General features: G+C 69.8%; 20 protein-coding genes. 5 read left to right on the top strand and 15 right to left on the bottom strand.

Features of this window, described 5'->3' with window-relative positions:
* Window positions 1-5: 5 nt before the first annotated feature.
* The 3 genes from ACIHFB_RS26805 to ACIHFB_RS26795 form a co-directional block, all read right to left on the bottom strand.
* Window positions 6-920, bottom strand: a complete 915-nt coding sequence (locus tag ACIHFB_RS26805; protein WP_400128134.1) for a hypothetical protein — start codon at window positions 918-920, stop codon at window positions 6-8.
* Between the two features lie 89 nt (window positions 921-1,009).
* The gene (locus tag ACIHFB_RS26800; RefSeq protein WP_400128133.1) at window positions 1,010-3,880 is read right to left on the bottom strand and encodes an AfsR/SARP family transcriptional regulator; all 2,871 of its coding nucleotides are present in this window, start codon (window positions 3,878-3,880) and stop codon (window positions 1,010-1,012) included.
* Window positions 3,881-4,088: 208 nt separating this feature from the next.
* Window positions 4,089-5,321, bottom strand: coding sequence for a DUF2254 domain-containing protein (locus tag ACIHFB_RS26795; protein WP_400128132.1), 1,233 nt, complete (start codon window positions 5,319-5,321; stop codon window positions 4,089-4,091).
* Window positions 5,322-5,538: 217 nt separating this feature from the next.
* Between ACIHFB_RS26795 and ACIHFB_RS26790 the strand changes: the two genes are divergently transcribed.
* The gene (locus tag ACIHFB_RS26790; protein WP_365282920.1) at window positions 5,539-7,386 is read left to right on the top strand and encodes a glycoside hydrolase family 15 protein; all 1,848 of its coding nucleotides are present in this window, start codon (window positions 5,539-5,541) and stop codon (window positions 7,384-7,386) included.
* Window positions 7,387-7,411: 25 nt separating this feature from the next.
* Here ACIHFB_RS26790 and ACIHFB_RS26785 read toward each other — a convergent pair whose 3' ends face one another.
* The 7 genes from ACIHFB_RS26785 to ACIHFB_RS26755 all read right to left on the bottom strand — a co-directional run bounded on the left by ACIHFB_RS26785 (window position 7,412) and on the right by ACIHFB_RS26755 (window position 16,608).
* Window positions 7,412-9,181, bottom strand: coding sequence for a cation:proton antiporter (locus tag ACIHFB_RS26785; RefSeq protein WP_365282921.1), 1,770 nt, complete (start codon window positions 9,179-9,181; stop codon window positions 7,412-7,414).
* A 57-nt stretch (window positions 9,182-9,238) separates the two neighbouring features.
* Window positions 9,239-10,297: a cytochrome d ubiquinol oxidase subunit II gene (locus ACIHFB_RS26780; RefSeq protein ID WP_365282922.1), complete on the bottom strand. Its 1,059-nt coding sequence runs from the start codon at window positions 10,295-10,297 to the stop codon at window positions 9,239-9,241.
* Window positions 10,294-11,772 carry a cytochrome ubiquinol oxidase subunit I gene (locus tag ACIHFB_RS26775; RefSeq protein WP_365282923.1) on the bottom strand — a complete coding sequence of 493 codons (1,479 nt, stop codon included), beginning with the start codon at window positions 11,770-11,772 and terminating at the stop codon, window positions 10,294-10,296. The genes ACIHFB_RS26780 and ACIHFB_RS26775 overlap by 4 nt, the downstream gene beginning before the upstream one ends.
* A gap of 37 nt (window positions 11,773-11,809) precedes the next feature.
* Window positions 11,810-12,649: an SDR family oxidoreductase gene (locus ACIHFB_RS26770; protein WP_365282924.1), complete on the bottom strand. Its 840-nt coding sequence runs from the start codon at window positions 12,647-12,649 to the stop codon at window positions 11,810-11,812.
* Between the two features lie 170 nt (window positions 12,650-12,819).
* On the bottom strand, window positions 12,820-14,424 hold the full coding sequence (locus ACIHFB_RS26765; RefSeq protein WP_400128131.1) for a GMC oxidoreductase: 1,605 nt from the start codon (window positions 14,422-14,424) through the stop codon (window positions 12,820-12,822).
* A gap of 127 nt (window positions 14,425-14,551) precedes the next feature.
* Complete coding sequence (locus ACIHFB_RS26760; RefSeq protein ID WP_365282925.1) at window positions 14,552-15,460, bottom strand: cyclase family protein; 909 nt, start codon at window positions 15,458-15,460, stop codon at window positions 14,552-14,554.
* Between the two features lie 32 nt (window positions 15,461-15,492).
* A complete protein-coding gene (locus ACIHFB_RS26755; protein WP_400128130.1) occupies window positions 15,493-16,608 on the bottom strand; it encodes an aldose 1-epimerase family protein in 1,116 nt (371 codons plus the stop codon).
* Between the two features lie 347 nt (window positions 16,609-16,955).
* Here ACIHFB_RS26755 and ACIHFB_RS26750 point away from each other — a divergent pair, with 347 nt between their 5' ends.
* Window positions 16,956-17,459, top strand: coding sequence for a hypothetical protein (locus ACIHFB_RS26750; protein WP_365282927.1), 504 nt, complete (start codon window positions 16,956-16,958; stop codon window positions 17,457-17,459).
* A gap of 12 nt (window positions 17,460-17,471) precedes the next feature.
* On the opposite strand, the gene ACIHFB_RS26745 is transcribed toward ACIHFB_RS26750, so the two are convergent.
* Genes ACIHFB_RS26745 through ACIHFB_RS26735 form a run of 3 tightly spaced genes read right to left on the bottom strand, consistent with a single transcriptional unit; the run spans window position 17,472 to window position 19,673 of the window.
* On the bottom strand, window positions 17,472-18,080 hold the full coding sequence (locus tag ACIHFB_RS26745; RefSeq protein WP_365282928.1) for a GPP34 family phosphoprotein: 609 nt from the start codon (window positions 18,078-18,080) through the stop codon (window positions 17,472-17,474).
* Between the two features lie 13 nt (window positions 18,081-18,093).
* Window positions 18,094-19,365: a YbfB/YjiJ family MFS transporter gene (locus ACIHFB_RS26740; protein ID WP_400128128.1), complete on the bottom strand. Its 1,272-nt coding sequence runs from the start codon at window positions 19,363-19,365 to the stop codon at window positions 18,094-18,096.
* A complete protein-coding gene (locus tag ACIHFB_RS26735; protein ID WP_365282929.1) occupies window positions 19,362-19,673 on the bottom strand; it encodes a muconolactone Delta-isomerase family protein in 312 nt (103 codons plus the stop codon). Before ACIHFB_RS26735 ends, ACIHFB_RS26740 begins: the two co-directional genes overlap by 4 nt.
* 157 nt (window positions 19,674-19,830) lie before the next feature.
* Between ACIHFB_RS26735 and ACIHFB_RS26730 the strand changes: the two genes are divergently transcribed.
* Window positions 19,831-20,754: a LysR family transcriptional regulator gene (locus ACIHFB_RS26730; protein WP_365282930.1), complete on the top strand. Its 924-nt coding sequence runs from the start codon at window positions 19,831-19,833 to the stop codon at window positions 20,752-20,754.
* A 23-nt stretch (window positions 20,755-20,777) separates the two neighbouring features.
* On the opposite strand, the gene ACIHFB_RS26725 is transcribed toward ACIHFB_RS26730, so the two are convergent.
* Window positions 20,778-22,346 carry a metallophosphoesterase family protein gene (locus ACIHFB_RS26725; RefSeq protein ID WP_365282931.1) on the bottom strand — a complete coding sequence of 523 codons (1,569 nt, stop codon included), beginning with the start codon at window positions 22,344-22,346 and terminating at the stop codon, window positions 20,778-20,780.
* 275 nt (window positions 22,347-22,621) lie between these two features.
* On the opposite strand from ACIHFB_RS26725, the gene ACIHFB_RS26720 reads away from it, so the two are divergent.
* Complete coding sequence (locus ACIHFB_RS26720) at window positions 22,622-23,080, top strand: MarR family transcriptional regulator (protein ID WP_365282932.1); 459 nt, start codon at window positions 22,622-22,624, stop codon at window positions 23,078-23,080.
* A gap of 157 nt (window positions 23,081-23,237) precedes the next feature.
* Complete coding sequence (locus ACIHFB_RS26715) at window positions 23,238-24,143, top strand: helix-turn-helix transcriptional regulator (RefSeq protein ID WP_365282933.1); 906 nt, start codon at window positions 23,238-23,240, stop codon at window positions 24,141-24,143.
* A gap of 39 nt (window positions 24,144-24,182) precedes the next feature.
* On the opposite strand, the gene ACIHFB_RS26710 is transcribed toward ACIHFB_RS26715, so the two are convergent.
* Window positions 24,183-24,998, bottom strand: coding sequence for an SAM-dependent methyltransferase (locus ACIHFB_RS26710; RefSeq protein WP_400128127.1), 816 nt, complete (start codon window positions 24,996-24,998; stop codon window positions 24,183-24,185).
* Between the last annotated feature and the right edge of the window lie 160 nt (window positions 24,999-25,158).

Raw genomic sequence — 25,158 nt, 5'->3', positions numbered from 1 at the left:
GTCGCTCAGGGGGTGGTGAACTTCAGCACGGCGCCGTCCTTGTTGTGCGCGACGACGGTCGCCTTCAGCGTGTCGCCGAACCCGGCCTCACCGCCCGCGCCGCCGAGCTGCATCAGGGTGCCCGCCGTCTGGAAGGTGACGTAGTCGTCGCCCACGGAGACATGCACGCTCGTCCCGTTCGCCGTGATGTCCGCCGTGGAGGTCACCAGGATCTCGCACTCGCCGTCCGAACACGCGCCGGTGTTCCTGCCGTCGGCCGCCTTGGGCAGCGGGCCGGTGGGATCGGGCGCGGGCGAGTCCCCCTCCTCGGCTCCCTCGTCGGGCGTCCAGCCCGGAGCGCACTGCTTCGCGCGCTGATACGCGGCCGCGAGCTGCGGGTCCTTCTTCGTCAGCGCGAGCAGGTCCGGCTGGGGCGACGTGAGGGACTGTACGAGCTTGTCGACGCCCGTGACACTGCCCTCGGCGTCGTCGAAGGCCGCGCTCGGAGAGATCCCGTCGAGGTCGGTCACGACGCCCTGCACCTTCTTCAGCCAGGCGTCGTGCAGCCGGTCGGCCGCGGGAACGCCCGACGGGGCGAGGTCGTCCAGGTCGCTCTCCACGTCCTCCACCGACGACGGTGTCCCGGCGAGGTAGCCGACGGCGAGGGACTGGGTGGGGAGTTCGCCGTCGTCCGAGTTCCGGATCTCCTTGAGATCCGCAGCGCTTTCGGTCCGCAGGTTCTCGATCGCGATCGTCGACTCGCACATGTCCCCGACCCACTGCACCAGTTGCTCGGACGGCGTGCGTGTCGGAGTCGGTTCGGCCGACACCTTGCCCGCCGACGCGTCGGCCTTGTCGTCCGCGCCGCCCCCGCCCCCGCAGCCGCCGACGGCCAGTACCAGCCCGGCGGCCACCACGGCGACGCTCCCTCTCTTCGACATCCGACGACCTCTCTCCGTGCTGTGACCCGGTTCCGCTTCGCGGGCCGGACGCCGGCACCGCAGGTCCAGTTCAACGCGGCACGGATTGTTCAGTCACCCGGTCCCCGGTCGTGAACAACCCCCGGGGGCCGCGAGGGTTCGAGGTTGTCGAGCTGACGCTGGACCCGTTCGGCGAGTGCGGGGCGGAGCTGGTCGCGGTACATGGCGGCGGCCTCTTCCCAGGTGCTGCGCGCCTGTTCGAAGCCGCCGAGTGCTCGGTGGGCGTGCCCCAGGCGGTCGAGCGTGTCGGCGGCCCAACGGTCCGAACCGGCGCCGCGGTACCGGGCCACGGCGAGCCGGTAGTGGTCCACCGCTTCCTCGTGGTGGCCGGTGTGGTGGGCGATGTAGCCGAGGCTGTCCAGGATGTCGGCCTCAATGCTCTCGTGCCGCGCGTGGCGGGCCAGCGGCAGTGCCGCCTCGCAGTGGACGCGGGCCTGCCCGTAGCGGCCGAGCCGGGCGTTGTACCAGCCCACCGAGTTGAGCGCGGCGGCCTTCACCGCCGGCAGCTCAAGTTCCTGGAGCAGCCGCAGGGCGCGCTCGGAGTGTTCCAGCGCCGGACGGAGGCGATCCTGTTGCCCGTACGCCTGCGCGAGCGAGATATGGATGCGGGCCTGAGTTCCGTGATCGTCGGCCTGCTCGGCCAGGTCCAGCGCATGCCCCAGGTGCTTCCTGGCCTCATCGTGCGATCCGGTGTGGGTCGCGGCGTGTCCGAGCCGCCGGTGGACCCTCATGTGAACGCCGAGCTCGTCGTCGTGGTCGAGGGCGGCCAGGGCGGCCTGCCACATCGCCACCCTGTCGTGGACGTGACCCAGCAGGCCGTGGAACTGGTCCAGGCTCCAGGCGAACTGCCACACGAGTCTCCGCCAGCCGCGGTCGGAAGCCAGGCGTTGCGCGGCGAGGACGTTGGGCAGCTCGCCGGCCAGCCACTCAACCGCCTCCGCGTGGGTGGTCAGCCGCTGCGGTCGGCAGCCGGGCCCGGGATCGCCGAGCTCGGGAGGCGTGTCGTCGAGCGGCATCAGCCGGAGGGTTCCGCACGCGGTGTGCAGATAGAACCCGACCAGTCGCCGCAGCGCCGCTTCCTGCTCCTCGGGCGCGAGGTCCTGACGGCCCCGGTCCGCGGCATAGAGGCGCACCAGGTCGTGCATGCGCCATCTGCCGGGCTCGTACTGATCGACGAGGTGCAGGTTCTCCAGGGCACGCAACTGGGCGCGGGCGGCCGGCCCGGGCAGCCCGGCGAGGGAAGCGAGCGCGGGCAGCCCGATGTCGGAGCCGGGAGCCAGCCCCAGCAGTGCGAACAGCCGGGCCTGCTCCGGGGCCAGGGCGGCGTAGGACCAGGAGAAGACGGCCCGTACGTCGGTGGTGAGGTCGCCCCCGGCGAAGGCGTCGAGGCTGCCGTGGCTGTCGCGGAGCTCCTCGGCGACGGCGCTGAGGGGGAAGCCGGGGTGGGCGGCGGCGCGGGCGGTGGCGATGCCCAGGGCCAGCGGGAGCCGGGCGCACCGCGTGATGATCTCCTGCACGGCGTCCGGTTCGGCCGCGACCCGGTCCTCGCCGAGCCGGTGGGCCAGCAGGGCGCGGGCCTCGGCCGGTGCGAGCAGGTCCAGCGCGATGGGGTGGGCGCCCTCGGCGGCGACCAGGCCCGTGAGTCGGTTGCGGCTGGTCACCACGGCCAGGCAGCCGGGAGAGCCGGGCAGCAGCGGGCGGACCTGCTCGGCATCGCGGGCGTTGTCCAGCACCACCAGCACCCGTCGTCCGGCGAGCAGGCTCCGGTACAGGCCCACCCGCGACTGAAGGTCCACGGGGACGCGCTGGGCCGGAGCGCCCAGTGCGTCGAGGAAGCCCCGCACTGCCTGATCGGGTGCCATGGCGGCCCCGGACGGGTCGAAGCCGCGCAGGTTCGCATACAGCTGGCCGTCCGGGAATCGGTCGGCCACCCGGTGGGCCCAGTGCACCGCGAGCGCCGTCTTGCCCACCCCCGCCGTCCCCGACACCGCCGAGACCACCACGGCGGCCGGCCGCTTCGAGGAACCGGCCAGGATCCCGTCCAGGCGGGCCAGTTCCTCCTTCCGGCCGGTGAACCCCCGTGCCTCCAAAGGCAACTGCGCCGGGACGGCCGGTCCCGGCGCCACCAGATCGCGTGCGGCGGGCGGGGCGGACTCGCCGCGGAGGATCGCCTGATGTACCTGCCGTACCTCGGCACCCGGGTCCGTGCCCAGCTCCTCGGCCAGCCGTTTCCGGAGTGCGGAGTAACAGGCCAGGGCCTCCGGGCCGCGCCCGGCGGCGTGCAGCGCCCGCATCAGCGCCACCGTGAGCGGCTCGACGAGTGGATACTCGGCGGCCAGAGCGGTCAGCGCACCGGTCACCCCGGCGTGATTGCCGGTTCGGAACTCGGCCTCGGCCCACGCGAGCACCGCGTCGATGCGTTCCTGCGCCCAGCTCTCGCGGGTGCGCTCCACCCAGGCACCCGCGAGGCCCGCCAGCGGTTCACCACGCCACCACCCGAGCGCCTGACGCAGCATCAGCACCCGCTGGGCATCCGTGCACTCCGCACCGCGGGCCTCCTCGACGAGCTGCCGGAACCGGTGCACATCGACGCGATCAGCCGCTATGTCGAGCAGATACCCGCCCGGCCCCCGCCGCAGCTGCGGGCCCGCCGCCGCGCCGTCCGCTCCCGCATCGGCAGGTTGGGCCATGGCTGCCAGCAACCGGCGGATCCGTGCGATGTGCGCGTAGAGCGAGGGACGCACCTGGGGAGGCACGTCCTCCCCCCAGACCCGGTCGATCAGCGTCTCCACCGCCACCCAGCGGCCCGCGTCCACCAGCAACGCGGCCAGGACCGTGCGCTGCTTGGCCGGGCCGAGATCCACCGACGCGCCGTCCGCGTCCCGTAACTCGACCGTGCCCAGCAGCAGAAATTCCGTCATGCCCATCCCCGAAGTCACTCTGCACAACCGCGCACCGGGTGGCCGCCCGCCCCGCCGGCCGACCCACGCTCACCAGTGAAGCAAGGTTTTCGCAAGGTTCCCGCCCACATTCACGCCACACCATGCAGTCAGCGGCCGGTGACCACGAGGGGAGCCACCGGCCGGCATGTACTTCGCGCGCGTCAGCGCCCATCGCCGGACGAGCTCGTCACCGGGGAGGCCGGGAGCCTCCGCCGATGCCCTGACGGTCCGCCCGCTGTGCGACGGCTCGGTGGGCCGGGTCCGTGAACGACCGCTCCACCGACTGGCGCAGCAGGTCCAACTCCGCCTGTACCGCTGTTCGTTGCGTCGGTGGCAGAGTGCCGAGCAGGCCGTCGAGGAGGGCGCGCAGCCGTCTGGAGACCTGTACGGAGGTCGCCCCGTAGTCGCGGATCTCGGAGACGGCGAGCTCCAGGAAATCCGCCCAGCCACGTCCCCGGAGCACGAGGCGCGGCCGGCCGTGGTCGTCCGCCAGCACATAGCGACCCGGCAGCGGTCTCATACCGATCCTGGTGAGGAACGACTCGATGTGATTGAGCACCTGTACGGCCGTGGTGGGGTCATTGACCGCCGGGGAGAGGGCGCGGATGGCGATGTCCACGAGAACCCGCAGGGCGAAGGCGGGGTCCTGATCGATGGTTCGTTCGGGGCCCAGGGCGATGAGACCGATCACGATCCGGGGATCGGGCACGGACGTCCCGCCCCGGACCTCGACGAGGACTGCTCCGGGAGGTACGTAGTCCCCGATGAGGTAGGGCACGACGAAGGTGCAGTCATGGCGCGCCGCGGCAGCCACCAGTCCCGCTGTGTTGAAGGCCTGGATGGCTCCGCCGCGCGGTGAGCGGACCACGGTCACCGGGTCGCGCGACGGTAGGGGTTCACCGTCGTGCGGCTCAGCATCATGGAGTTTCACGGCACCGCGGGCGAAGACGTCCTCGCCCATGCGTCCCACGAGATCGGCGATGGCCACCGGTCTGAGATTGTGGGTGAAGCGATTGAGATAGATGAGCAGCAGCAACAGACTGACCGCGACGGCCACGCCGGCGAGGGTGACCCCCAGGTCCGGCACCGAATTCGACTCGATGCTGCGCAGCAGGGAGAAAGCGAACGCGAACGTCCCGGTGAAGGTGGCCAGCACTGATTTCTGAAGCCGGTCCCTGTACCACAGGCGCATATATCTCGGAGACAGCGTTCCGGTCGCTTGCTGAATGACGAGAACGCCGATCGTCACGACAAAACCGAGCAGTGCCACCATCGCCCCGACAATGGCGCTCAGTACGCCGCTCGCGGTGGTCGCGGAGTAACGCCAGCCGCCCGGCGGCCAGTCCGCTCCGTCGGCGGCGACGGCACATTCGGCAAGAATGACACCCAGCACGATTCCGAACAGCGGCAGGATCCACAAGCTCGCTTTTGTGTACTGCCGCAGTCGGAAAGCGGAGGCCCAGGACATCATCGTAAGACCACGCTAAAGCATGGAGCGGACGTCCGCAGCGGCCCGACACCGGCCCGTCCAGCCGCTGAATTCGCTCAGCAAGACCGTCGACGGCTCCCCACGTAAGCTGGTCGGGTGACGTCGCTGGATCGGTCCGGAGCTCTCCCCGGGTGAAAGCAGGCTCGCGATGGACACATACCCGCTGATCGAGAACCACGGTCTGATCGGTGATCTTCAGACGGCGGCTCTGGTCACCACCGATGGCACCATCGACTGGTTCTGCTGCCCCCGTTTCGATTCACCCAGTGTGTTCGGTGCCTTGTTGGACCGGGAAAAGGGCGGCCACTTCACCGTCCGGCCCGCCGACACGGCGTACGCGACGAAGCAGTTGTACTTTCCGGATACCGCCATTTTGATAACCCGCTTCATGACGGAGTCCGGAACGGGTGAAGTGGTCGACTTCATGCCGGTGACCGGAGCCGTCGCGACCGACCGCCATCGCCTCGTCCGGATGCTGCGTTGTGTGCGTGGCAGCATGACGTTCGAGGGGGAGATCGCCCCCCGTTTCGACTACGGCCGCAAACCTCACGAGCTGCGCTTCGGCGAGCACGGAGCGGTTTTCGCCTCGCAGGGACTGGAGCTGGCCGTTCACGCCGTCCGTGAGCCGGAGGACGAGCGGCTGTTGAACCTGCTGTCGGGAGACAGGGACCTCCGCTTCTCGCTGCCGCTGAGGGCCGGCCAGCAGCGCGGCGTGATCCTGGAGTCGTCGCCCGACGGGCCGCCCCACATATTCCGCGTCTCGGAATTCCAGCGGCTCCACGAGGAGACGATCCACTTCTGGCGGTCATGGCTCGGCCAGTCCCGGTACTCGGGCCGCTGGCGCGAGGCGGTGGAACGCTCGGCGGTGACGCTGAAGCTGATGACGTACGCGCCGAGCGGGGCTCTGGTGGCCGCTCCCACGGCGGGTCTGCCGGAGCAGCTGGGCGGTGAGCGCAACTGGGACTACCGGTTCACCTGGATCCGCGATGCCTCCTTCTCGGTCTACGCCCTCCTCGGTCTGGGCTTCAAAGAAGAGGCGACGGCGTTCATCGGCTGGCTGCGCGATCGTGTGAAGGAAGAGATCGGCGGCAATTCCGAGACCGGACCGCTGAACATCATGTACCGCGTCGACGGCTCCTCCGACCTGGACGAGGAGATTCTGGAGCATTGGGAGGGCTACGAGGGCTCCGCTCCCGTGCGCATCGGCAACGGAGCCGCGAACCAGATCCAGCTGGACATCTATGGCGAGGCGCTGGACAGCATCTACTTCGCACACCGGCGCGGAATACAGCTCGACACCAAGGGCTGGTCCTCACTGCACACACTCCTCGAATGGCTGGTCGACCACTGGGACCAGGCCGGCGAGGGACTGTGGGAGACCCGCGGAGGCCGCAAGGACTTCACCTACGGCCGGGTGATGTCCTGGGTTGCCTTCGACCGCGCCCTGCGGCTCTCCTCCGCGAGCGGCCGTCCCGCGGCCCGTAGGCGCTGGGAGGCCGAGCGCGACCGGATCTACGACCAGGTGCTGACCCAGGGATGGGATCCGAAACGCGAGGCGTTCGTGCAGCACTACGGCAGTGACGTGCTGGACTCGTCCCTGCTGCGGATGCCGACGGTGGGCTTCATCACCCCGGACGACCCGATGTGGACGTCCACCCTGGAGGCCATGGACCGTGAACTGGTCAGCGACAGCCTGGTCTACCGCTACAACCCCGAGGCGTCGCCGGACGGACTGCGCGGCTCCGAAGGCACCTTCTCCCTGTGCACGTTCATGTACGTCGACGCCCTGGCCCGGGCCGGGCGGACGGACCAGGCCAGGCTCGTGCTGGAGAAGATGCTCACGTACGCCAACCACCTGGGCCTGTACTCCGAGGAGATCGACCTGACAGGGCGACAACTGGGGAACTTCCCCCAGGCTTTCACCCACCTCGCGTTGATCGACGCGGCCATCACCCTGGACGCGCGTCTCCGCCAGGCACGGGAGAGCGGGAAGTAGTCCGAGGGGGAGCCGGCGTCGAGGCTCACCGCGGGGAAGGGGCGGCGCCGAGCAGTACGACGCTGTCGCCCTCCTGCGGCGTGATCGACCGGTTCTCGGTGACCGGCTCCAGCCGGCGGCCGGCCCGGACCACGAAGAGGGTGTCGTGGTCGGGAGGCCGTGGGGCGGAGGAGGGCTGCACCAGGAAGCGGGCCCCTCCCGCGTAACGCTCCGCCAGGGTGTGCCGGACGAGCGAACTGCCGAAGAGGATGGCGCCGCCGGTGTAGGGCGCGACGACGCCGTAGCCTTTGTGCGGGGGGCCGACTCGGTAGACGGGGCCCTCGACGTTGTCCTGCATCACCACCGAGGCCAGTGCGTTGAAGTCGTCGTCGTCCGTGGCCAGGAGCACGGCCGTCACTCCCTCCAGCCGTGCCCCGGGGTTGGTGGCCGCGGCCAGCAGATCGCCCCTGGCCAGTTGGATCCCCGCATCCTTGATCCTGCTCCGCTCCTCGTCGAGCCCCGCCCACATCAGCACGTCGAGTCCGGCGGATCGCAGGGCCCGTCCCATGTCGACCACCCACGGCTTGCCGCCCACCAGGAGGACGCGCGTACCCGAGGGCTTGACGACGGCCAGCCGTCTTGCCACCGGGGCCGCGGTCAGGGCGTACAGCAGGACGGTTCCCACGATCACCAGGAAGGTGACGGGAAGGATCCGGGTGGCCCCGTCCACTCCCTGGTCGACGAGACTGGCGGAGAAGGCCGACGCCGTGGCGGCGGCGACGATGCCGCGAGGGTCCATCCAGCCGACGAAAGCCCGTTCACCCCGGGTCATGTCCGAACGCGCGGTCGCGGCGAAGGCGACCAGGGGACGCACCACCAGGACAAGGATCGCGATGAGAGCGAGGGCGGGAAGCAGTACGGGCACCAGTGAGGACGGGGTGACGGTGGACGAGATGGAGATGAACAGCAGTCCGATGATCAGCTGCACCAGGGTCTCGAAGAAGGGCCGGCGAGCGGGCATGTCGAAGCCGGGGATGTTGGTCACGGCGAGTCCCGTGACGATCGCGGCGATGAGTCCCGTGTCGTCCCGGACGATGTCGCAGCCGGCCGACACGGCGATCACCGTGGCCAGTTGCGCCAGCGTGCCCAGGGTCTCGCCGAGCCGCAGAGTGCGGAGCGTCCACCACAGCAGCGCGGCCCCCACCGCCCCGCCGATCAGACCGACGGCGAGGCTGATGCCGAACTGGCCGAGTTGGTAGCCGCGGCCGACGTCGACGCGATGAGTCGAGGCGATGGCGTGGAAGACGAGTGCGCCGAGGATGCCGCCGATCGGGTCGGTCAGAGTTCCTTCCCAGATCAGGATGCGTCGCACCTTGTCATTCGGTTTCACGAAGTCGAGCAGCGGACCCACGACGGTCGGTCCCGAGACGACGAGGATCATGCCCAGCATCGCGCCCACTCTGAGCGGCATGTCGAACAGCGCCGGTGCCAGCAGGGCGACGACCAGAAACGTCACCATCACCCCGAGCATCAGCAGCCTGCCCACGATCCAGCGCGTCCGCCCGGTGAGGTTGCGCAGGTCGAGGCCCAGGCCGGCGTCGTAGAGGATCACCGCGACGGCCAGGGACACCAGGGCGGAGAAGTTCGCCCCCATCAGCTTGTCGGGGTGGATGACGTCCGTCAGTGCGCCGGCGGCGAAGCCGGCGGGCAGCAGCAGGATCAGGGCGGGGACACGCAGTTTGCTCGCCAGGATCTGCGAGCCGGTGGCGAGTACCACGGTCAGCGCGAGTCCGAGAAGGATCTGGTCGTCGGTCACAGCGGCTTCCTACGTCGGGGTCCTGGCGCGATGCGATGCAACGAAGGGGCGGGGGCGTCAGTCGGTCCTGGCCGTGCCGTCCCCGTCCGCGCCGCTTCCCTTGCGTAGATCGGCGTCGGTGAGCGCTTCCAGTTCGCCGTGGGTGTCCAGCCAGTACAACAGGACGACGGCCGGCACGACGATCACCAGGGCCACCAGCGTGACGACCAGCAGCCAGGTCAGCGTGCCGGACGCGCCCGCCCCGTCGGCCACGGTCAGCGAGGTGGGGATGAGGTAGGGGCGCTGTGCCATGCCCCAGGCGAGGACAGCGGACGCGACGACCCCGACGGCGGTGACGCGGGCCCAGTTGCCCGGTGTCCGCAGCAGCAGCCACGCCGTGACGAAGGTGGCCGCCCCCGCGACGACGACGAAGACCAGTCCCACGCCGTGGGTGAGCCCGTGCCACACGTGAGGGGAGTCCTCGTGGGTGACGAACAGGGTGATCACCGCCAGTACTGCGAGCACGGCGAGACCGGCCAGCGCGCGACGCCGGAAGTAGCCGATCAGATCGGGGGCCTCGAACCGGCGGGCGTCGCCGCAGAGAAAGACCGCGCCGAGAAAGGCCGTCGTCGCGATGGCGAGCAGCCCGAACATGATCGAAGTGGGGTTGGACCAGGCGTCCGCCCCTGCCTCGCTGCCCGCTGCCGCCCGGCCTGAGGCGACTCCGCCGACGGCCGCGCCGAGGAAGAAGGGCGTCATGAGCGAGGCCACGGCGAACACGGCTCCGTACAGGCGCCGGCCGAGCAGCCGCCGGGTGGCCTTGCGGAACGCGAAGCCCGCGCCGCGCAGGACCAGGCCCACGGCCGCCAGCGCCATCGGTGGCCACATCGCGGAGAACACGATCTGGAAGAACGACGGGAAGCCGGTCCACATGATGACGAAGACGAAGATCAGCCAGACGTTGTTGACCTCCCACACGGGCGCCATGGCGTGGTCGATGAGCCACCGGGGACGTCTGCCGCGAGCCGCACCTCCTGCGGTGAGGTCCCAGAAACCGGCCCCGTAGTCGGTGCCGCCCGCGCAGGCGTACGCGGCCACGGCGAGCAGCAGCACCACGGCGACGACGTCGGCGGTCATGACCGGCCGTCCTCGGCCGGGTCGGCTCCACTGCCTCCGGTGGTGTCGCCGGCGGGCACCGGCGCTCTCGGCCCGTACGGGCTGTCCGCCTCCGGCGCATGGGCCGGGTGCCCCGCCGCCCATTGCTCGTCGGCCGACCGCCATCGGGTGCGCATCCGGAGCAGGACCACGAGGAGCGAGCCGAAGATGAACACGTACACGACGATCACCAGGCCGAGCGTGACCCACAGGGTGGCGGAACGGGTCGAGGTCACCGCCTCCGCGACCCTCATGTTCTGGTAGACGATCCAGGGCTGGCGTCCCACCTCGGTGGCGATCCAGCCGCATTCGACGGTCACCACGGAGGCCACGCCCGCGCACGCCGCGCTGCGATAGAACCACTTCGAGGTCGGAAGCCGGCGGCGCAGCAGCCAGACCAGGCCGTACCAGAGAGCCAGCAGTACCAGGACGGACCCGATGACGACCATGATGTCGAAGGCCCAGTGGGCGATGGTCGCCTGGGTGGCCGTCGGCCGTTCGTCGGCGGGAACCGACGTCAGTCCGACGACCTTGGTGTTCGGGCTGAACCCGGCCAGGACGGAGTCGAGCAGCGGGATCTTGATGCCGCCCGAGACGGATCCGTCCGGGTGCAGACGGCCGAAGATGTACTCCGGCACACGGGTGTCGGTCTTCCAGACGATCTCCATCGCGGCGAACTTCACCGGCTGCTTGTGGAACACCGACCGGGCGATGGAGTCACCCAGGACGAACTGCACCGGCGTGGCGACCGCGGCGATGGTGAAGGGAACGGCGAAGCCGAGCCGGTGATAGCGGTCGCGGCGACCGCGCAGCCATCCGACGGCGTAGACGCCGGCCACCATGTAGCCCGCGGTCAGCAGCATCGCCACCACGAAGTGCCAGTACTGCGGTCCGAACATCGGCGTGAAGAGGGTCTTCCACACATTCACGTCGACGGGATCGCCGTCGGCGTCCAGGGAGAAGCCCTGGGGGGTGTTCATCCAGGAGTTGGCGGCCAGGATGCCGAAGGCCCCGAGCAGGGCGGTGGCCGGCAGCGGCAGCGCGAGCAGGAAATGCGTACGCGGCTTCAGCCGTCGCCACCCGTACAGGTAGATGGCGATGAGCACGGCCTCGAGGAAGAAGGCCCATGCCTCGACACCGAATCCGATGCCGAAGACATCACCCCACCTGCCCATGAGTCCCGGCCACAGCAGGCCGAACTCGAAGGAGAGCACGGTGCCGGTGACGACACCGACCGCGAACTGCACCGCCATGACGGCCGACCAGCGGCGCGCCAGCAGGAGCGCGGTCGCGTCGTTGCGCCGCAGCCCCCGGTAGTGCATGACCAAGGTGATGAAGGGGAGCGCGACGCCCAGGGGCACCAGGATGATGTGGGAGGCCAGGGTGAAGGCCATGAGCTCCCGGGCGGGCAGGAGTTGGGCCGGCGTGTCCGCCAGCAGTTGGACCGAGGTGTGCATGCGGGAGCCTTCACTGTTCAGGACGTACAGGAGAAGGTCAGCCGCCGGTGGCGAAGCCGGGGAACAGGGTCATCCCGCCGTCGACGTAGAGCGTGGTGCCGACCACGTAGTCCATGAGGTCGGAGGAGAGGGCGACGACGGCGTGGGCGATGTCCTGAGGGTCGCCGATCCGGTCGTAGGGGATGAGCCGCAGCAGATCTTCCCGGGCCTCGGGTGTCTCCCATGCGCTGCGGTTGATCGGTGTCCGGATGGCTCCGGGGGCGACCGCGTTGACCCGGATCTTGTGCGGCGCGAGCTCCTGGGCGAGGGTCTGCATCATCATCTGCACGCCGCCCTTGGACGAGGCGTAGTTGACGTGGCCCGCCCAGGGGATGAGCTGGTGCACCGAACTCATGCAGATGATCTTTCCGGCGGAGGAGGACACCTCCGGTACGACTCCGCGGCGGCGGAACTCCTTGGTGGCTTCCCGGGCGCACAGGAACTGGCCGGTGAGGTTGACGTCCAGCACCTTCTGCCACTGAGCGAGGGTCATCTCGGTGAACGGCGCGTCGCGTTGCAAGCCGGCGTTCGCGACCAGAATGTCGATCGTCCCGAACTCCTTGCGCATCCGGTCCATCATCGCCGTGACCTGGTCCTCATCGGACACGTCCGCCTCGTGGGCGGCAGCGCGCACCCCGAACGAGGCGATCTCCTCGACCACCTGCTCTGCGGCGTCCCGGTCGGCGACGTAGTTCACCACCACATCGGCGCCGGCCCGTCCCAGCCCGATGGCGGTGGCCTTGCCGATGCCGGAGTTGGCCCCGGTGACGAGGGCTTTCTGACCCTTCAGCAGCTGCGTCGGAATGACGTCCTGAGGTACTTCTGGCGTGGACTCCACGTTCCCCTGTCTCCTTGCCGCGCGGCTCCGGATACCTGTCCGCACCCGGTCCGGAACAAGGGTCAAGCAACCACCGTGCCCAGGGCGGTGGGCGCTCGACCAAGCCGCGGTTGGGCCGTCGGGCGGAACTTTTCGCCCGGTCGGACCAGCGCTGCCGCCAGTCAGCCCAGTCAGCCCAGTCGGTCCAGCAGATGGTCACCGACTCGCAGAGCGTTGGCGATGGCCGTCAGCGACGGGTTGACCGCACCGATGCTCGGGAAGAAGCTCGTGTCGACGACATACAGGTTGTCCAGGTCATGCGCCTTGCAGTTGACGTCCAGGGCGGAGGCAGCCGGGTCGGTGCCGAAGCGTACGGTGCCCGCCTGATGAGCGGTGGCGCCGATCGGCATGCCCTTGTGCAGGTAGATGCTGCGGGACAAGAGCCGGTGTTCGTGCATGCCCAAGTCGCCGAGCATGTGCTGGAGTTCGTGCCTCAACCGCTTCAGACCCTCGACGTTGTTCCCCTCGTCGAGAGCGAGGTGGATGCGGCCGTCGCCGTCCAGGGTGACCCGGTTGACGGGCAGCGGCAGATCCTCGCCGCACAGCCAGAAGTCGACGGCATGATGCGCCAGCACTTCGAAGGGCATGTCGGGGGCGAGTGCGCCGGCCCATCTGGGGGCTTCGCCGTGGATCTGCTCCGCGTCCGACTTGCCCAGCATCTGGATGCCGCCCAGCGGGAACTCCCAGTCGTCCGCGCCGAAGTACCAGTCGTGCAGAGCCAGGGTCTTCTGGAACCGGGTGTCGTTGGGTTCCTTCGAAATGGCCATCAGGGCAAGGTTGTTGTGCCGCATGTAGAAGCGGCCGACCACGTCGGAGCTGTTCGCCAGTCCGGCGGGGTGGTGCTCGTTGGCCGAGGCCAGCAGCAGGGCCGCGGAGTTGACGGCACCGCAGGAGACCACCACGACATCCGCCGAGAACCGGACCTCCGAGCCGTCGGCGCGGCGGCCGACGACCGTGTTGACGCTGCGCCCCGTCGGATCGGTCTCCAGCCGTACGACGTGCGTGTTGGTGACCAACTCGACGTTGGGGTGCCGCAGCGCCGGCTCCACACAGATCACCTCGGCGTCGGACTTGCCGCGTACGAGGCAGGGAAAGCCGTCCACCCGGTCGCACCGGATGCAGACGCTGGAGTGCGTGGCCCCTCCGTCGTCGTTCTGACTCAGGTTGACGCCGATCGGAAGGTGGAAGGGGTGCAGGCCGCGCTTTTCCAGGTCGTCGCTCAACTGCTGGATGCGTGGCTCGTGTTCCACGGGCGGATGGGCGTACTGAGCGCTCACCGGGCCTTCACCCGGGTCCTCGCCGTGCCGCCCGTGGACCAGGTAGAGGTGCTCGGCCTGTGTGTAGTACGGCTCCAGGTCCTCGTACCGGATCGGCCAGGCCGGCGAGAGGCCGCCGTGATGGCGGATCTCGCCGAAGTCCTCGGGCCGCAGCCGGAAGAGGGCCGCACCGTAGAACTTGGTGTTCCCGCCGACGTAGTAGTTGACCTCGGGCGGGAATTCGTTGCCGTGCCGGTCGAGCCAGAATTCCGGGGCCCGGTACTTTCCCTTCACGAACACGGCGGTGGAGTCCCAGTTGTCCCGTTCACGTGGCAGATGGTCGCCGCGCTCGATGAGGAGCACGCGTTTTCCGGAAGGAGCGAGCCGATGGGCGAGCGTGCCGCCGCCGGCGCCGCTGCCGATGATGATGACGTCGTAGTGGGTGGAGTCGCCCACGGCGACCACCGTCCTTGCGCTCACGGCCCTGCGCTTGCTCCAGGGCCTGTCCCTCCGCGGTACGGAGACCCTGCCTTCCCACCCCTTCGAACGTATCCGTCCTTCCGGTGAACGGCGACCGGGGGCAGGCGCTGCCGCCTTCGCCCCGCGGTCACAGCACGGCGATCGGGTTGACGGGAGATCCTGTTGCCGCAGGCAACCGCAGTGGGGCGACCACACACAGGAAACTCCAGCGGCCCGTATCCGCACAGACGGGCGCCAGCTCCTCGAATTGCAGGTAGTCCATGAGATGTACCCCCATGGCGTGCACGGCCAGTACGTGTACGGGAAAGGCGACGTCCGCCACCGCACTGGGAGCGGTGTCGTTGTTGCCGTCGCTTCCCAGGACGGCGATTTTCCGCTCGGCCAGGAATTCCGCGGCGGTCGGATGAAGGCCGGCTCTTTCCTGTGCCGCATTCCACGCGCCGAGTTCTTCGCGGCGGCGGCGATGGCCCACCCGGACGAGCAGCAGATCTCCCGGGCCGGCCCGGACCCCTTGCGCGGCCTCGGCGGCGGTCAGGTCACCCGGGGTCACATGGTCGCCCGGTTCCAGCCAGCGCACGCCACGCAGCCGCGGGATGTCCAGCAGTACGCCGCGGCCGACGATGCCGTCCTCGACCAGGGCCACGGAGAGCGAACGGGCGCCCTGAGCCGTCACACTGCTCGCGGGCACCCCGTGGTACAGCTCACCGTCGTACAGCACGTGGCAGAGCGCGTCGAGATGGCTGTCGGCGTCCCCGTGCACGTTCATCGCGAAGTGGTCGACGGCGAAGTGCACTCCGTCCGCCCCGAGGTCACCGGCAGCAGGTCCGGTCATACGGTGGACCGCGGGCTCGGGGTTGTCCGGGCCCGGCCGGGTCTCCACCGGCGCGGCGAGCGACACCGTGTGCCCGGTCCGCACCTCCGCGGCAGCGGCCACGACTCGCTCGGGGGTCAGATGACGGAGCGCTCCGCGCGGATCGTCGGTCCGTGTCGCTTCGCGGAGCCGTGCGTAGAGCTTCCGGAACTCGTCCTCGGTCATCAACTTCGTGATCGCAGACGGTGGTTGTGAGTTCATGCGGCTCCCCATGGGCTGAGCCCCCACCGGAGCACATGGCCGCGGCCCGGCTCCAGGACGGTGAGATCGGTGCCGCTGCGAAACGCGTCAGCTGGACATGACATGGCCTCCACCGCGACACCACGGCGCCGACGGTCGGGCTCGGCCAACGTGTCGCCGGTGTACACCTGGACGTACCGAGCGCTGTCGCCGAGCCACACATCGACACCCCGCGACCCGGAAGGGTGCGCCAGCCGTACGCGGGCCCGGCCCTCGGCGTCGCGACCGAGTTCGGTGAAGGCGGTGTCCAGCCGCAGATCACCGATGGGACGTTCGGTGCGGAAGTCGTACACGGTGCCGTCGACGGGCTCCCGGCCGGTCGGCAGACCCCGGTCGTCGGCGGGCAGCCAGTACTGGGCGGGAACGGTCAGCAGCGCGCTGTCGACCGAGTCGGTGCCGACCGTCACATACGGGTGCTGCCCCACTCCGTAGGGAGCGGGCGTGTCCCCGACGTTGGTGGCGGAGATGTTTGCTTCGAAGCCGTCGGGTCCCAGCCTGTATTCGGCGACCACGTCCAGCGTGAACGGGTAGCCCGGTTGCGGAAGGAGCAAGGTGCCCAGCCTCACCGTGTCATCGCTGCGGGCGAGCAGCCGCCAGGGGGTCCAGCGGAGCAGTCCATGGATCGCGTTGTGCTTCTCCGGTTCGGTCAGCGCGAGTTGCAGGTCCGCTCCGTCGAACTCGTATCGACCGTCTCTGACCCTGTTGGGCCAGGGGACGAGAAGTTGTCCACGCCCACCGGCAATGCGTGAGTCGGCGGCGAATCCGTCCAGGACCGGCCGGCCGTCCACCTCGTAGTGGCGCAGAGCCGCACCGAGTTGGACCACGACGGCACGCTGTCCGCCGCGGCGCAGCTCCCATTGCTCGCCTGTTGGACTGGGGGACATACGTGGCTCCTCGGACGGTATGAGGCGGTCCGTGACCGCTCCGGTCGGTGCACGGCCAGGGGCGGGTGCCTGGTGCATCAGCGACAGCACCGCATCCGCGACGGCCTCCGGTCGCTGGTCGATCTCCACCACGAGCGGGCGCTCGTCCGGCTCCGGCTGTCTCGCGGTCCAGCCGGGCTCCGATGGCATCCAGCCAGGGCCCCCGATCCACATCGGCGATAAGCCGCGCCACGGTGGTCTTCCCCGCTCCCGCCACCCCGACTACGAGCACCAGGGGCGATGAATCCGTCCCCGTCCGGTGCGGTCGAGCATGACTCGTCATGGCACAGGCCTCCGTGCGGGGGCTCAGCCCCATGAGACATCTGCTGGTTCCAATCTCGGCCACGGAGCCTGCACACGCACTTCGGCTGCCGGGACGGACACCGTCCGGGAAGTACTGCGGCTACGTGTGAACAGGCAACAACCGTCACCCGTACCCCTTGTCGTAGCCCTGGCCGCCGCCGCGGACAGGACGAGCCCGGATACGGAGAGGCGACGTGCCACAGCAGCAACCGCGAGGACGCACCAGTCACCCCCTGCCCACCGCCCGCCTCCTGCGTGGCGCCGCACTGACCGCGAGCCTGGCCTTCCTTCCACTGGCCACGGCCTGTAGCGGCGGCGAGGACGACGCGGCGGGGAGCGGCAAACCGTCGAAGATGTCCGCTGCCCCCGCGGCCGGAGTCGTGGCACCGGCAAAGGTCGAGGTGATCGCCTCCCTGACCGGGTGCAAGGCCAAGATCCGCATCGATGCGGAGGAACTGCGCCAGGGCCTCTGCCACACGCCGAAGGTCGACTACCTCATCACCACGTTCCCCGAGGAGACGTACAAGCAGACCTGGCTGGACTCCGCCGCCATGTACGGGGGCAAGTACCTGGTCGGCACCCGGTGGATCGTCAGCGCGAAGGAGCCGAAGATGCTGGAGGAGTTCCGCACCAAGATCGGCGGGAACATCCAGCAATTGCGGGGCATGGGACCGACCCCGGCGCCGAGTTCGTCGTAGCCGCCGGGCTTGTCACGGGCCGCGCCAGATGTTGTCGAACGCGGCGTCCTCGACGCTTCGCCGTTGCCGTACGGCCGCAAGTTCCGTCACTGCCTCGCTGACGGCCGCCAGTACGGTCACGACCGTCTCGTCGGTGAGGTCCGCGAGGTCTTCGGACGGCTCGTCGCCGAGCCCTACGGCGGTGGCGAGAGAGGCGAGGACGGGGTCGCCCGATGCCCGGCGCTCGGCCGCGTGGCGCCGGGCAGGTGAGTCGGGCAGGGCCGTTCGGTCGGTGCGCAGGGGGATCCAGCGGCGGCGTTGCCGGGTGACGTCTCCGTCCGTCTCCAGGGCGGCGAGATAGGCCGCGTGCAGGCCGCGCCCGCGGCGCCACAGCCAGTCCTCGACGGACTCGTACGGTGCCTGCCGGGTGAGGGACGCCGCCGCCTCGTTCAACAGCCGGTCACCCAGGTCGTGCGGCGGGGCGGGGACGATGCGGTCGTCGTCCAGTGTCAGGGCGCGGGCGTCGGCGAGGTCGAGCAGTTCGGCTCCGGCGAGGGCCAGGGAGACGTCGCCCTGTTCGGTGTGGTGGTCGGCGGCGGCCTCTTCCAGGGTGACGATCAGCAGGTCCCGTGGTGTGGTCATGTCGGACTCCCTGTCAGAGGCGTCGGCGGTCCGCGGCCGGGTCGTCGTCCGTCGGAGCGGGTGATCGTATCGGTGTGGCTTCCCGTACCACCACCGTGTGGTGCGGGAAGCCGATGCGCAGCACGGCGGCGGCGCAGGCGGCCGCGAGCACGACGACGGCGGCCAGGATCAGCGCCTGGTGATAGCCATGGTGCAGCAGCGGGGTCACGGCCAGCGGACCGAGGATCTGTCCGACGGAGTATCCGGCGGTCAGCAGCGCGACCGAGCGGGGAAACCGCAGGTGGGCCCCGGTGGCCAGGGCCAGCGTGCTGATACCGATGAAGGTCGCCCCGAACAGGACCGCGGAGGCCAGTGCGGCCGCCACCCCGGGGACCACGGCCGGCAGTGCGATGCCGACCGCCTGGATGACGAGCGCGGCGAGCAGCAGATCGGGGCGGGACCAGCGGCGCCCGAACCGGGCCCACAGCGCCGAGGACGGTACTGCCGCAAGACCGACCAGGACCCAGGCACCACTGCCGATCCAGCCCGGTGAGCTCTGCTCGATCGCGGCGACCAGGAAGGTGCCGGCAACGATGTAGCCGACACCTTCCAGGACGTAGGAGGCGAACAGCGCACCGAACCACCGGCGCTTGCGCAGCATCGGCCCCTCGGCCGCCGCCGCGCCGGATGCCGCGGCTGCCGTCGGTGCGGCTTCGGGGCGCAGGTTCCACGCGACTGCGGCGAGGAGCGCGGCGAGTGCGGCCGAGGCCCACCAGGCCGTCCGCCAGTCGGCGACCGAACGCAGCGCGAGGACGAGGAGTCCGGACAGTGCGATACCCGCGCCGACTCCGCCGAACGCCCAGCCGGGCAGGTGAGCGGGGTGCTCACGCAGCCGGCTGAAGAGGGACCCGGCCGCGATGACGAAGATCAGGGCACTGCTCACCCCGGCGCACAGTCGCAGAACGATCCATACGGCGGCCTCCTGGGCGGCGGGCATGGCGGCCAGGCTCACGCTCAGCACGGCCAGGCCGGTACGCAGCGTCGCACGTGAGCGGACCAGCGCGGGGGACAGGATGCCGGCGAGGGCGCCGAGGAAGTATCCGACGTAGTTCGCCGTGGCGAGGTTCGCGCCCGTTGCCGTGGACAGTCCGGCCTGGGAGTGCATCAGGGGAAGGATCGGGGTGTAGACGAACCGGCCGACTCCCATGCCTGCGGCGAGAGCTGCGGCGCCCTGCGCGACATGACCCCAGGGGGAGTGGAGGGCACCTCCTCGGGCCGGGGAGGCGCGCAGGCGTCGTACGGTCATGAACCGGTCTGTGGGAGACCGGACCGGCCCGGGTCGTTGGGGTGGGATTCGAGCGGGGTGACGGTGAAGGCCATCCACGGACGCAGCGGGAGCGTGCCGAGCACCTTCTCGTGGAGTTCCTCCTCGTCGCCGGCTCGCCAGATACCGAGACTGCGCAGCTCGCCGACCGGACGCCACAGCCGCGCGAGATGGCCGGTCGCGGCCAGTTCCCGAGCCCGGACGGACTCCGCAGCGCGCCGCCGGTCGACCTCGTCCTGGCTGGTGCCTTCCGGGATCGTGGTGGTGATCTCGACCAGGAACTCTCGCATGGTCCTGCTCCGTTCGGTGGGGCGTCGCGGCAAGGGCAAGGACCGTGGCGGGCGCCCGGCGTCGGCCTTCCCAGCCCTTATCGTCCTCCCGTCGGCCCGGCGGGCGCCACGACCGGGGGCCTCGCTGGTGATAGGCGCAGCCTCCCAGCGAAGTACCATGACGGGCGTGGAACTGCGCCAGCTGCGGTACTTCGTCGCGGTCGCCCAGGAGCTGAACTTCGCCCGGGCCGCCGAGCGCCTGCTGATCGCGGGCCCCTCCCTGTCCCAGCAGATCAAGGCACTCGAGCGCGACCTCGGTGTGCGGCTGTTCGACCGGGACCGCCGCTCGGTGTCCCTCACCCCCGCCGGTGCCGCCCTGCTCCCGCACACCCGCGCCCTGCTGGAACGCGCCGACGACCTCCAGAACCGCGCCCGCCGACTGTCGGGATCGGAACCGGTCCGGCTCGGCTACGTCAACTGGCTGCCGCCGGACCTGAACGCCCGCACCGGCGCGGTGGCCCAAGTCCACGTCGACGCCTGGGTCGCCCCCTCGCACACTCAGGCGGCCCGGGTCGCCGACGGCAGCCTCGACCTCGCGGTGTGCTGGGTACGGACCGAGGACCTCGAGCCGCGCGGCCTGCATGCCCGGCTCATCGGCGCGGACCGGCTCTACGCGGTGGCCACGGGGGACGACACCGGCGACGTCCCCGCCCGCGACACCGTCGTCCTCCTCGACAAGGACACCACCTCCTGGTCGTCCTGGAACGCCTACGCCGAAGAAGTCGCCCGGGACACCGGGGCCCGGGCGGTCCGCATCTCCGACGGCGGCATCACCGGACCCGCGTTCTTCGACCACGTCCGCCGCATCGGCCGCCCGGTCATCAACTCGCCCAAGGGCCAGACCACTCCACTACCACCGGACCTGGTCCAACGCCCCGTCGTCGCACCGCGGATCTACTGGACCTGGTCCCTGGTGTGGCGCCGCAGCGAAGTCAGCGCCGCGGCCCTCGCCGTCGTCGATGCGCTCGTCGAGGACGACGCGGACTTCGGAATCCACGGTCCGGACGCCTGGCTGCCCGAGGACGACCCGTACCGGCGGTAGCCGGCCGTGCCGGACGTCGTGACTCAGCGCGCTTTCGTACCGTCACTGCGAGCCCGCTGAAGGGTGAAGGTGTCGACCGCCTCCACCTGGCCGTAGAGACCGGTGACGGCGTAGTACGTCACCGCCATCGTGGTGCGCCCACCGGGCCGGGTGCCCGGGTCGACGGTGAAGGCGACGAAGCCATAGGGGTTGACGCGGTCGCGAACCGCCGACCACGGCGCCGGCTCCGTCACGTAGACCGGGGACTTCTTGCCGTTGGCACCGGCGGGTCCGACACCCGTGATGACGTTGCACTGGGGAGTGTCGAACAGGACGTCCATCGAGGGGATCGAGGTGCCTCCGCCACCGATCACCATGTGGACGGTTCCGTCGGTGGTGTCGACGAGGTCGGTGCGGGTGGCCGCCGGGTCGGGCGTCATGGTGTCGTTGGGCTGATGACCGCGGATCGGGTGTGATCGTTCGTAGTGGTGCTCGTGACCGCAGACGACCACGTCGACGCCGTACTCGTCGAACAGCGGCAGCCATTCCTGGCGGATGCCGAGATCGGCGCCGTTGCCGGGGTGGTCGGCGGTGGAGATGACGACCTGGTGCATGACCACGACGATCCAGTCGATGTCGTCGTCGGCCCGGGTGCGCGCGAGTTCGGCCTCCAGCCAGCGGCGCTGGGCCCCGCCGGAGTAACCGCGGATGTAGGAGTTGCCGCCGTCCTGGAAGGCCACGTCGTCGTTGGCCAGGCTGACGACCCGCACCGAGCCGACGGTGAACGCGTACCACAGCCCTCGGGTCTCAGGATCACCTCCGTGGCCCGGCAGCGAGAAGTACGTCTGGTAGGCCCCGAACCCGATCGGCCCGTTGCCCAGTTCGTTCTCGTGGTTGCCGGCCGCCGGCATCCAGGGCCGGAAACGCGCGGACCGGCTCGTCATCTCGAACCAGTCCGCCCAGGTGCGGAGTCGGTCGGTGGCGAGATTGGCGTAGCACAGGTCGCCGTTGACGAGATGGAAGAGCGGTGCGATCCGTTCGACGGCGGTGGTCACGTCGTTGGCGTACGGCGAGCCGAGGTTGTCGTTGAGGTAGGTGAGCTTCGCGGTGATCTTCGGTGGCATGGGACCGTCCAGCTTGCCGACCGTGGGGGTGCCCTGGTCGCCGAAGCTGGTGAAGGTGAAGGGCGCCCTGCCGCTCGGCCCCGTGCGGAAGGATCCCGGTTCGGGCGTCGCCCCCTCGTGGACCGCGGCATAGACGTAGTCCGTGCCGGGCCGCAGTCGGTCCAGCCGGGCGTGGTGGACGTAGATCGTCTGGCCGGACTGGGCGTCCTTGTAGAAGGAGGTCCGGGCGTCGGTCTCGTTGCCCATCCCGTGGGTCGGCGTGCCGAGCAGAACCCGTGGCCGTCGCACCGGCACCGGCGTCTGCCACGACACGACGACCTCGCGTGCGGCGTCGGCGCCGAACTGCAGATGCAGGCCGCTCACGGGCGGCATGCCCGACCCCTCCGGCCGGACCCACAGCGCGGGAGATGCCGCCGCCGGCCTCGGATCGACGAGGGCGGTCGCTCCCGCCGCCGCACCTGCCGCTCCCAGCACGGCGCGCCGGCTCACGCCGGGGTGAATGCCCCGCTCCTGGGCCCTCTCTCGCTGTCCGGACTCAGGCCTCGCACTGTCGGCGGAGTGATCGCCGCCTGCCGATGTCGTCGTCATGTGAGCGAACGTCCCACGCGCTGAGATCCGCCCGACACCTGTCAGTTGTGAACACTCCGGCAAGGACCGCTACCGGCAATCGACGTGAACACGAACCCGGACAACCATTTCGGCGACTGGGACGGTTGTGGTGTTCACGCGCCAGGCACCAGGCTGGCCATGTGGACGAGCGAGCGATGAGCGTGCGAGGGCTGGACCACGCGATGCAGGAACTGCGGCACGGCCGGTACGGGTTCTACGGACCCCTGGTCCGGGAGCGGTTCCTGGACAGGCTGCCGGGTTCCGTTTCACCAACCGCCTACCGGGTGCTGCGCTTTGTCGAGGCCGGCTCCCCGCCACCGCCACAACTGTCCGACATCGCGGCACTGCTGCTGGTCGATCGCGCCCGAGCGACGCGCGTCGTCGACCAGTTGGTGGAGGACGGCCTGGTCGTACGTGTCCGGGACGAGGTCGATCAGCGGATCCGTCGAGTCGCGCTGACCGACGCCGGACGCCGCCATCTCGCCATGGCGTCCGCCCGGCGTTCGCACCTGCTGGGCGAGGCGTTGGCGGACTGGTCCGACGAAGATCTCCGGACCCTGGCGGCCTGCCTCACACGACTGAACGACTCCGTCGCGCGCCATCTGCCCGCCTAGGGCAGGCGGAGCGGGCAGCACCTTTCCTGCTCCCGTGATCCGTCCAAGTCGAAGGTCATTCCTGCGAGTTGGAGATCATGCATCCGTCAGCCCCTAGGATGGCTGGCCGTGGCGCTTGCACACGTGCAGAGCCGCGTTCACCACAGGGAGCATGTCGATGGGCGTCAAAGAGGCCGCACATACATCGTCCGACAACCGGGTTCTGGACGGCGGTTCGGCCGGCCCGATGATGCCGCGTCTGGTGCTGGGCGCACGGCTGCGCAGACTGCGCGAGGAACAGCAGATCAGCCGTGAGGCCGCGGGGCATCTCATCCGCGCCTCCCGGTCCAAGATCAGCCGGCTGGAGGGCGGTCGGCACGGGTTCAAACTGCGGGACGTGGCCGACCTGCTCACCCTCTACGGAGTGACGGACGACGCCGAACGCGCCACCTTGCTGGCTCTGGCCGAAGAGTCCAACACCCCTGCCTGGTGGCGGTACTACAACGACGTGGTGCCCACCTGGATGCAGGCCTACCTCGGAGCCGAACAGGCAGCGAGTCTCATCCGCTGCTTCGAGGTCCAACGCGTTCCCTGCCTGTTGCAGACCCCCGACTATGCGCGTGCCTCGATCCGGCTCGCTCACCCGGGCGCCGGCGCGGAGGAGATCGAGCGTCGAGTCGGGCTACGCATGGCACGCCGGCGGATTCTGGACCGTCGGCCGGCGGTGCAGTTCTGGGCCGTGATCGACGAGGCGGCGTTGCGTCGCCCGGTGGGCGGCACCAGCACGATGCGCGCCCAGCTCAGGCATCTCATCGAGGTCTGTCGACTCCCGCAGGTGACCGTCCAGGTCATGCCGTTCACCGCCGGCGGGTACGCCGCGGAAGGCGGTCCGGTCACCATCCTGCGCCTGCCCGGCGGTCAGTTGCCCGACATGGTCTGCCTCGAACAGCTCACCACTGCCCTCTACCCCGACAAGCCGGCCGAGATCGAGTGCTACTGGGATGTCATGAACCGCCTCGTGGTCGAGGCCGAATCGCCGGACGAGACTCCGACGATTCTCCATCGCATCCTCCAGGACACCTGACCCGCGACGCGTGCCGCCGGTCGGCGGGTCTGGCGGGTCTCAGCGCTTGAAGGCGACACCGCCGTACTGGTGCACCTCCGCGGGCAGACCCCAGGCGTTCTCGTCGGGACGCCAGCGGGAGCACGACGCCACGCCCGGTTCGAGCAGTTCCAGACCGTCGAAGTAGCGCGCGATCTGCTCGGGGCTGCGGAGGATGTACGGAATCGAGCCGCCCTCGTTGTACTGCTGGATGGCCTCGACATAGGACTTGCTGGTGTCGGTGCTGTCGTACTGCACGAGGTAGCTTCCGGCGGGCAGGGCGTCCACCAGCCGGCGCACGATCGAGCATGCCTCGTCGTGGTCCTCGATGTGGCCCAGGATGCCCATCAGCATGAGGGCGACGGGCTGGTCGAAGTCCAGCGTCTTTCCGGCTTCCCGCACGATGGTGCTCGGGTCGCGCAGGTCGGCGTCGACATAGTTGGTGACACCTTCCGGGGTGCTGGTGAGCAGCGCGCGGGCGTGTGCCAGCACCAACGGGTCGTTGTCGACGTAGACGATCCGGCATTCGGGGGCCACCCGCTGCGCGATCTGATGGGTGTTGTCCACGTTGGGCAGGCCGGTGCCTATGTCGAGGAACTGCCGGATGCCCTCCTCGGCGGCCAGGTGACGAACGGCGCGGGCGAGGAAGTACCGTGCGGCACGCGCTCCGGTCTCGATACCCGGGAAGATCGTGCGGAACGCGTCGCCGGCCACTCGGTCGACTTCGTAGTTGTCCTTGCCGCCCAACCAGTAGTTCCAGATCCGGGCCGACTGCGGCACGGAGGTATCGATCTTGGCGAGCGCCTCCTGCGCGGACTTCTCTGCCTCATTGGTCATGGACGCTCCTGTGTGTACGTGGTGAGAAACCACGAAACCGTCGAACACCGGCCGTGGTCACCCACGCTATTCCTCCGCGCTCGGCTCATGTGAATCGTCGGCCCCAACCTGCCTTGTTCGGCCACTCGTTGGCTGGTTTGAGTCGGTCCGTGCGGTGAGC

The organism is Streptomyces sp. NPDC051963, from assembly GCF_044593495.1.
In the GTDB taxonomy this organism is placed as follows: Bacteria; Actinomycetota; Actinomycetes; order Streptomycetales; family Streptomycetaceae; genus Streptomyces.
This window is presented reverse-complemented; position numbering and strand designations above follow the sequence as displayed.

What these genes read in the sequence shown, in the direction of transcription:
- ACIHFB_RS26805 (WP_400128134.1), bottom strand. Translation starts at nt 920, where the DNA reads ATGTCGAAGAGAGGGAGCGTCGCCGTGGTGGCCGCCGGGCTGGTACTG.
- ACIHFB_RS26800 (WP_400128133.1), bottom strand. Translation starts at nt 3,880, where the DNA reads ATGACGGAATTTCTGCTGCTGGGCACGGTCGAGTTACGGGACGCGGAC.
- ACIHFB_RS26790 (WP_365282920.1), top strand. Translation starts at nt 5,539, where the DNA reads ATGGACACATACCCGCTGATCGAGAACCACGGTCTGATCGGTGATCTT.
- ACIHFB_RS26780 (WP_365282922.1), bottom strand. Translation starts at nt 10,297, where the DNA reads ATGACCGCCGACGTCGTCGCCGTGGTGCTGCTGCTCGCCGTGGCCGCG.
- ACIHFB_RS26775 (WP_365282923.1), bottom strand. Translation starts at nt 11,772, where the DNA reads ATGCACACCTCGGTCCAACTGCTGGCGGACACGCCGGCCCAACTCCTG.
- ACIHFB_RS26760 (WP_365282925.1), bottom strand. Translation starts at nt 15,460, where the DNA reads ATGACCGAGGACGAGTTCCGGAAGCTCTACGCACGGCTCCGCGAAGCG.
- ACIHFB_RS26755 (WP_400128130.1), bottom strand. Translation starts at nt 16,608, where the DNA reads ATGCCATCGGAGCCCGGCTGGACCGCGAGACAGCCGGAGCCGGACGAG.
- ACIHFB_RS26745 (WP_365282928.1), bottom strand. Translation starts at nt 18,080, where the DNA reads ATGACCACACCACGGGACCTGCTGATCGTCACCCTGGAAGAGGCCGCC.
- ACIHFB_RS26740 (WP_400128128.1), bottom strand. Translation starts at nt 19,365, where the DNA reads ATGACCGTACGACGCCTGCGCGCCTCCCCGGCCCGAGGAGGTGCCCTC.
- ACIHFB_RS26735 (WP_365282929.1), bottom strand. Translation starts at nt 19,673, where the DNA reads ATGCGAGAGTTCCTGGTCGAGATCACCACCACGATCCCGGAAGGCACC.
- ACIHFB_RS26730 (WP_365282930.1), top strand. Translation starts at nt 19,831, where the DNA reads ATGACGGGCGTGGAACTGCGCCAGCTGCGGTACTTCGTCGCGGTCGCC.
- ACIHFB_RS26720 (WP_365282932.1), top strand. Translation starts at nt 22,622, where the DNA reads ATGAGCGTGCGAGGGCTGGACCACGCGATGCAGGAACTGCGGCACGGC.
- ACIHFB_RS26715 (WP_365282933.1), top strand. Translation starts at nt 23,238, where the DNA reads ATGGGCGTCAAAGAGGCCGCACATACATCGTCCGACAACCGGGTTCTG.
- ACIHFB_RS26710 (WP_400128127.1), bottom strand. Translation starts at nt 24,998, where the DNA reads ATGACCAATGAGGCAGAGAAGTCCGCGCAGGAGGCGCTCGCCAAGATC.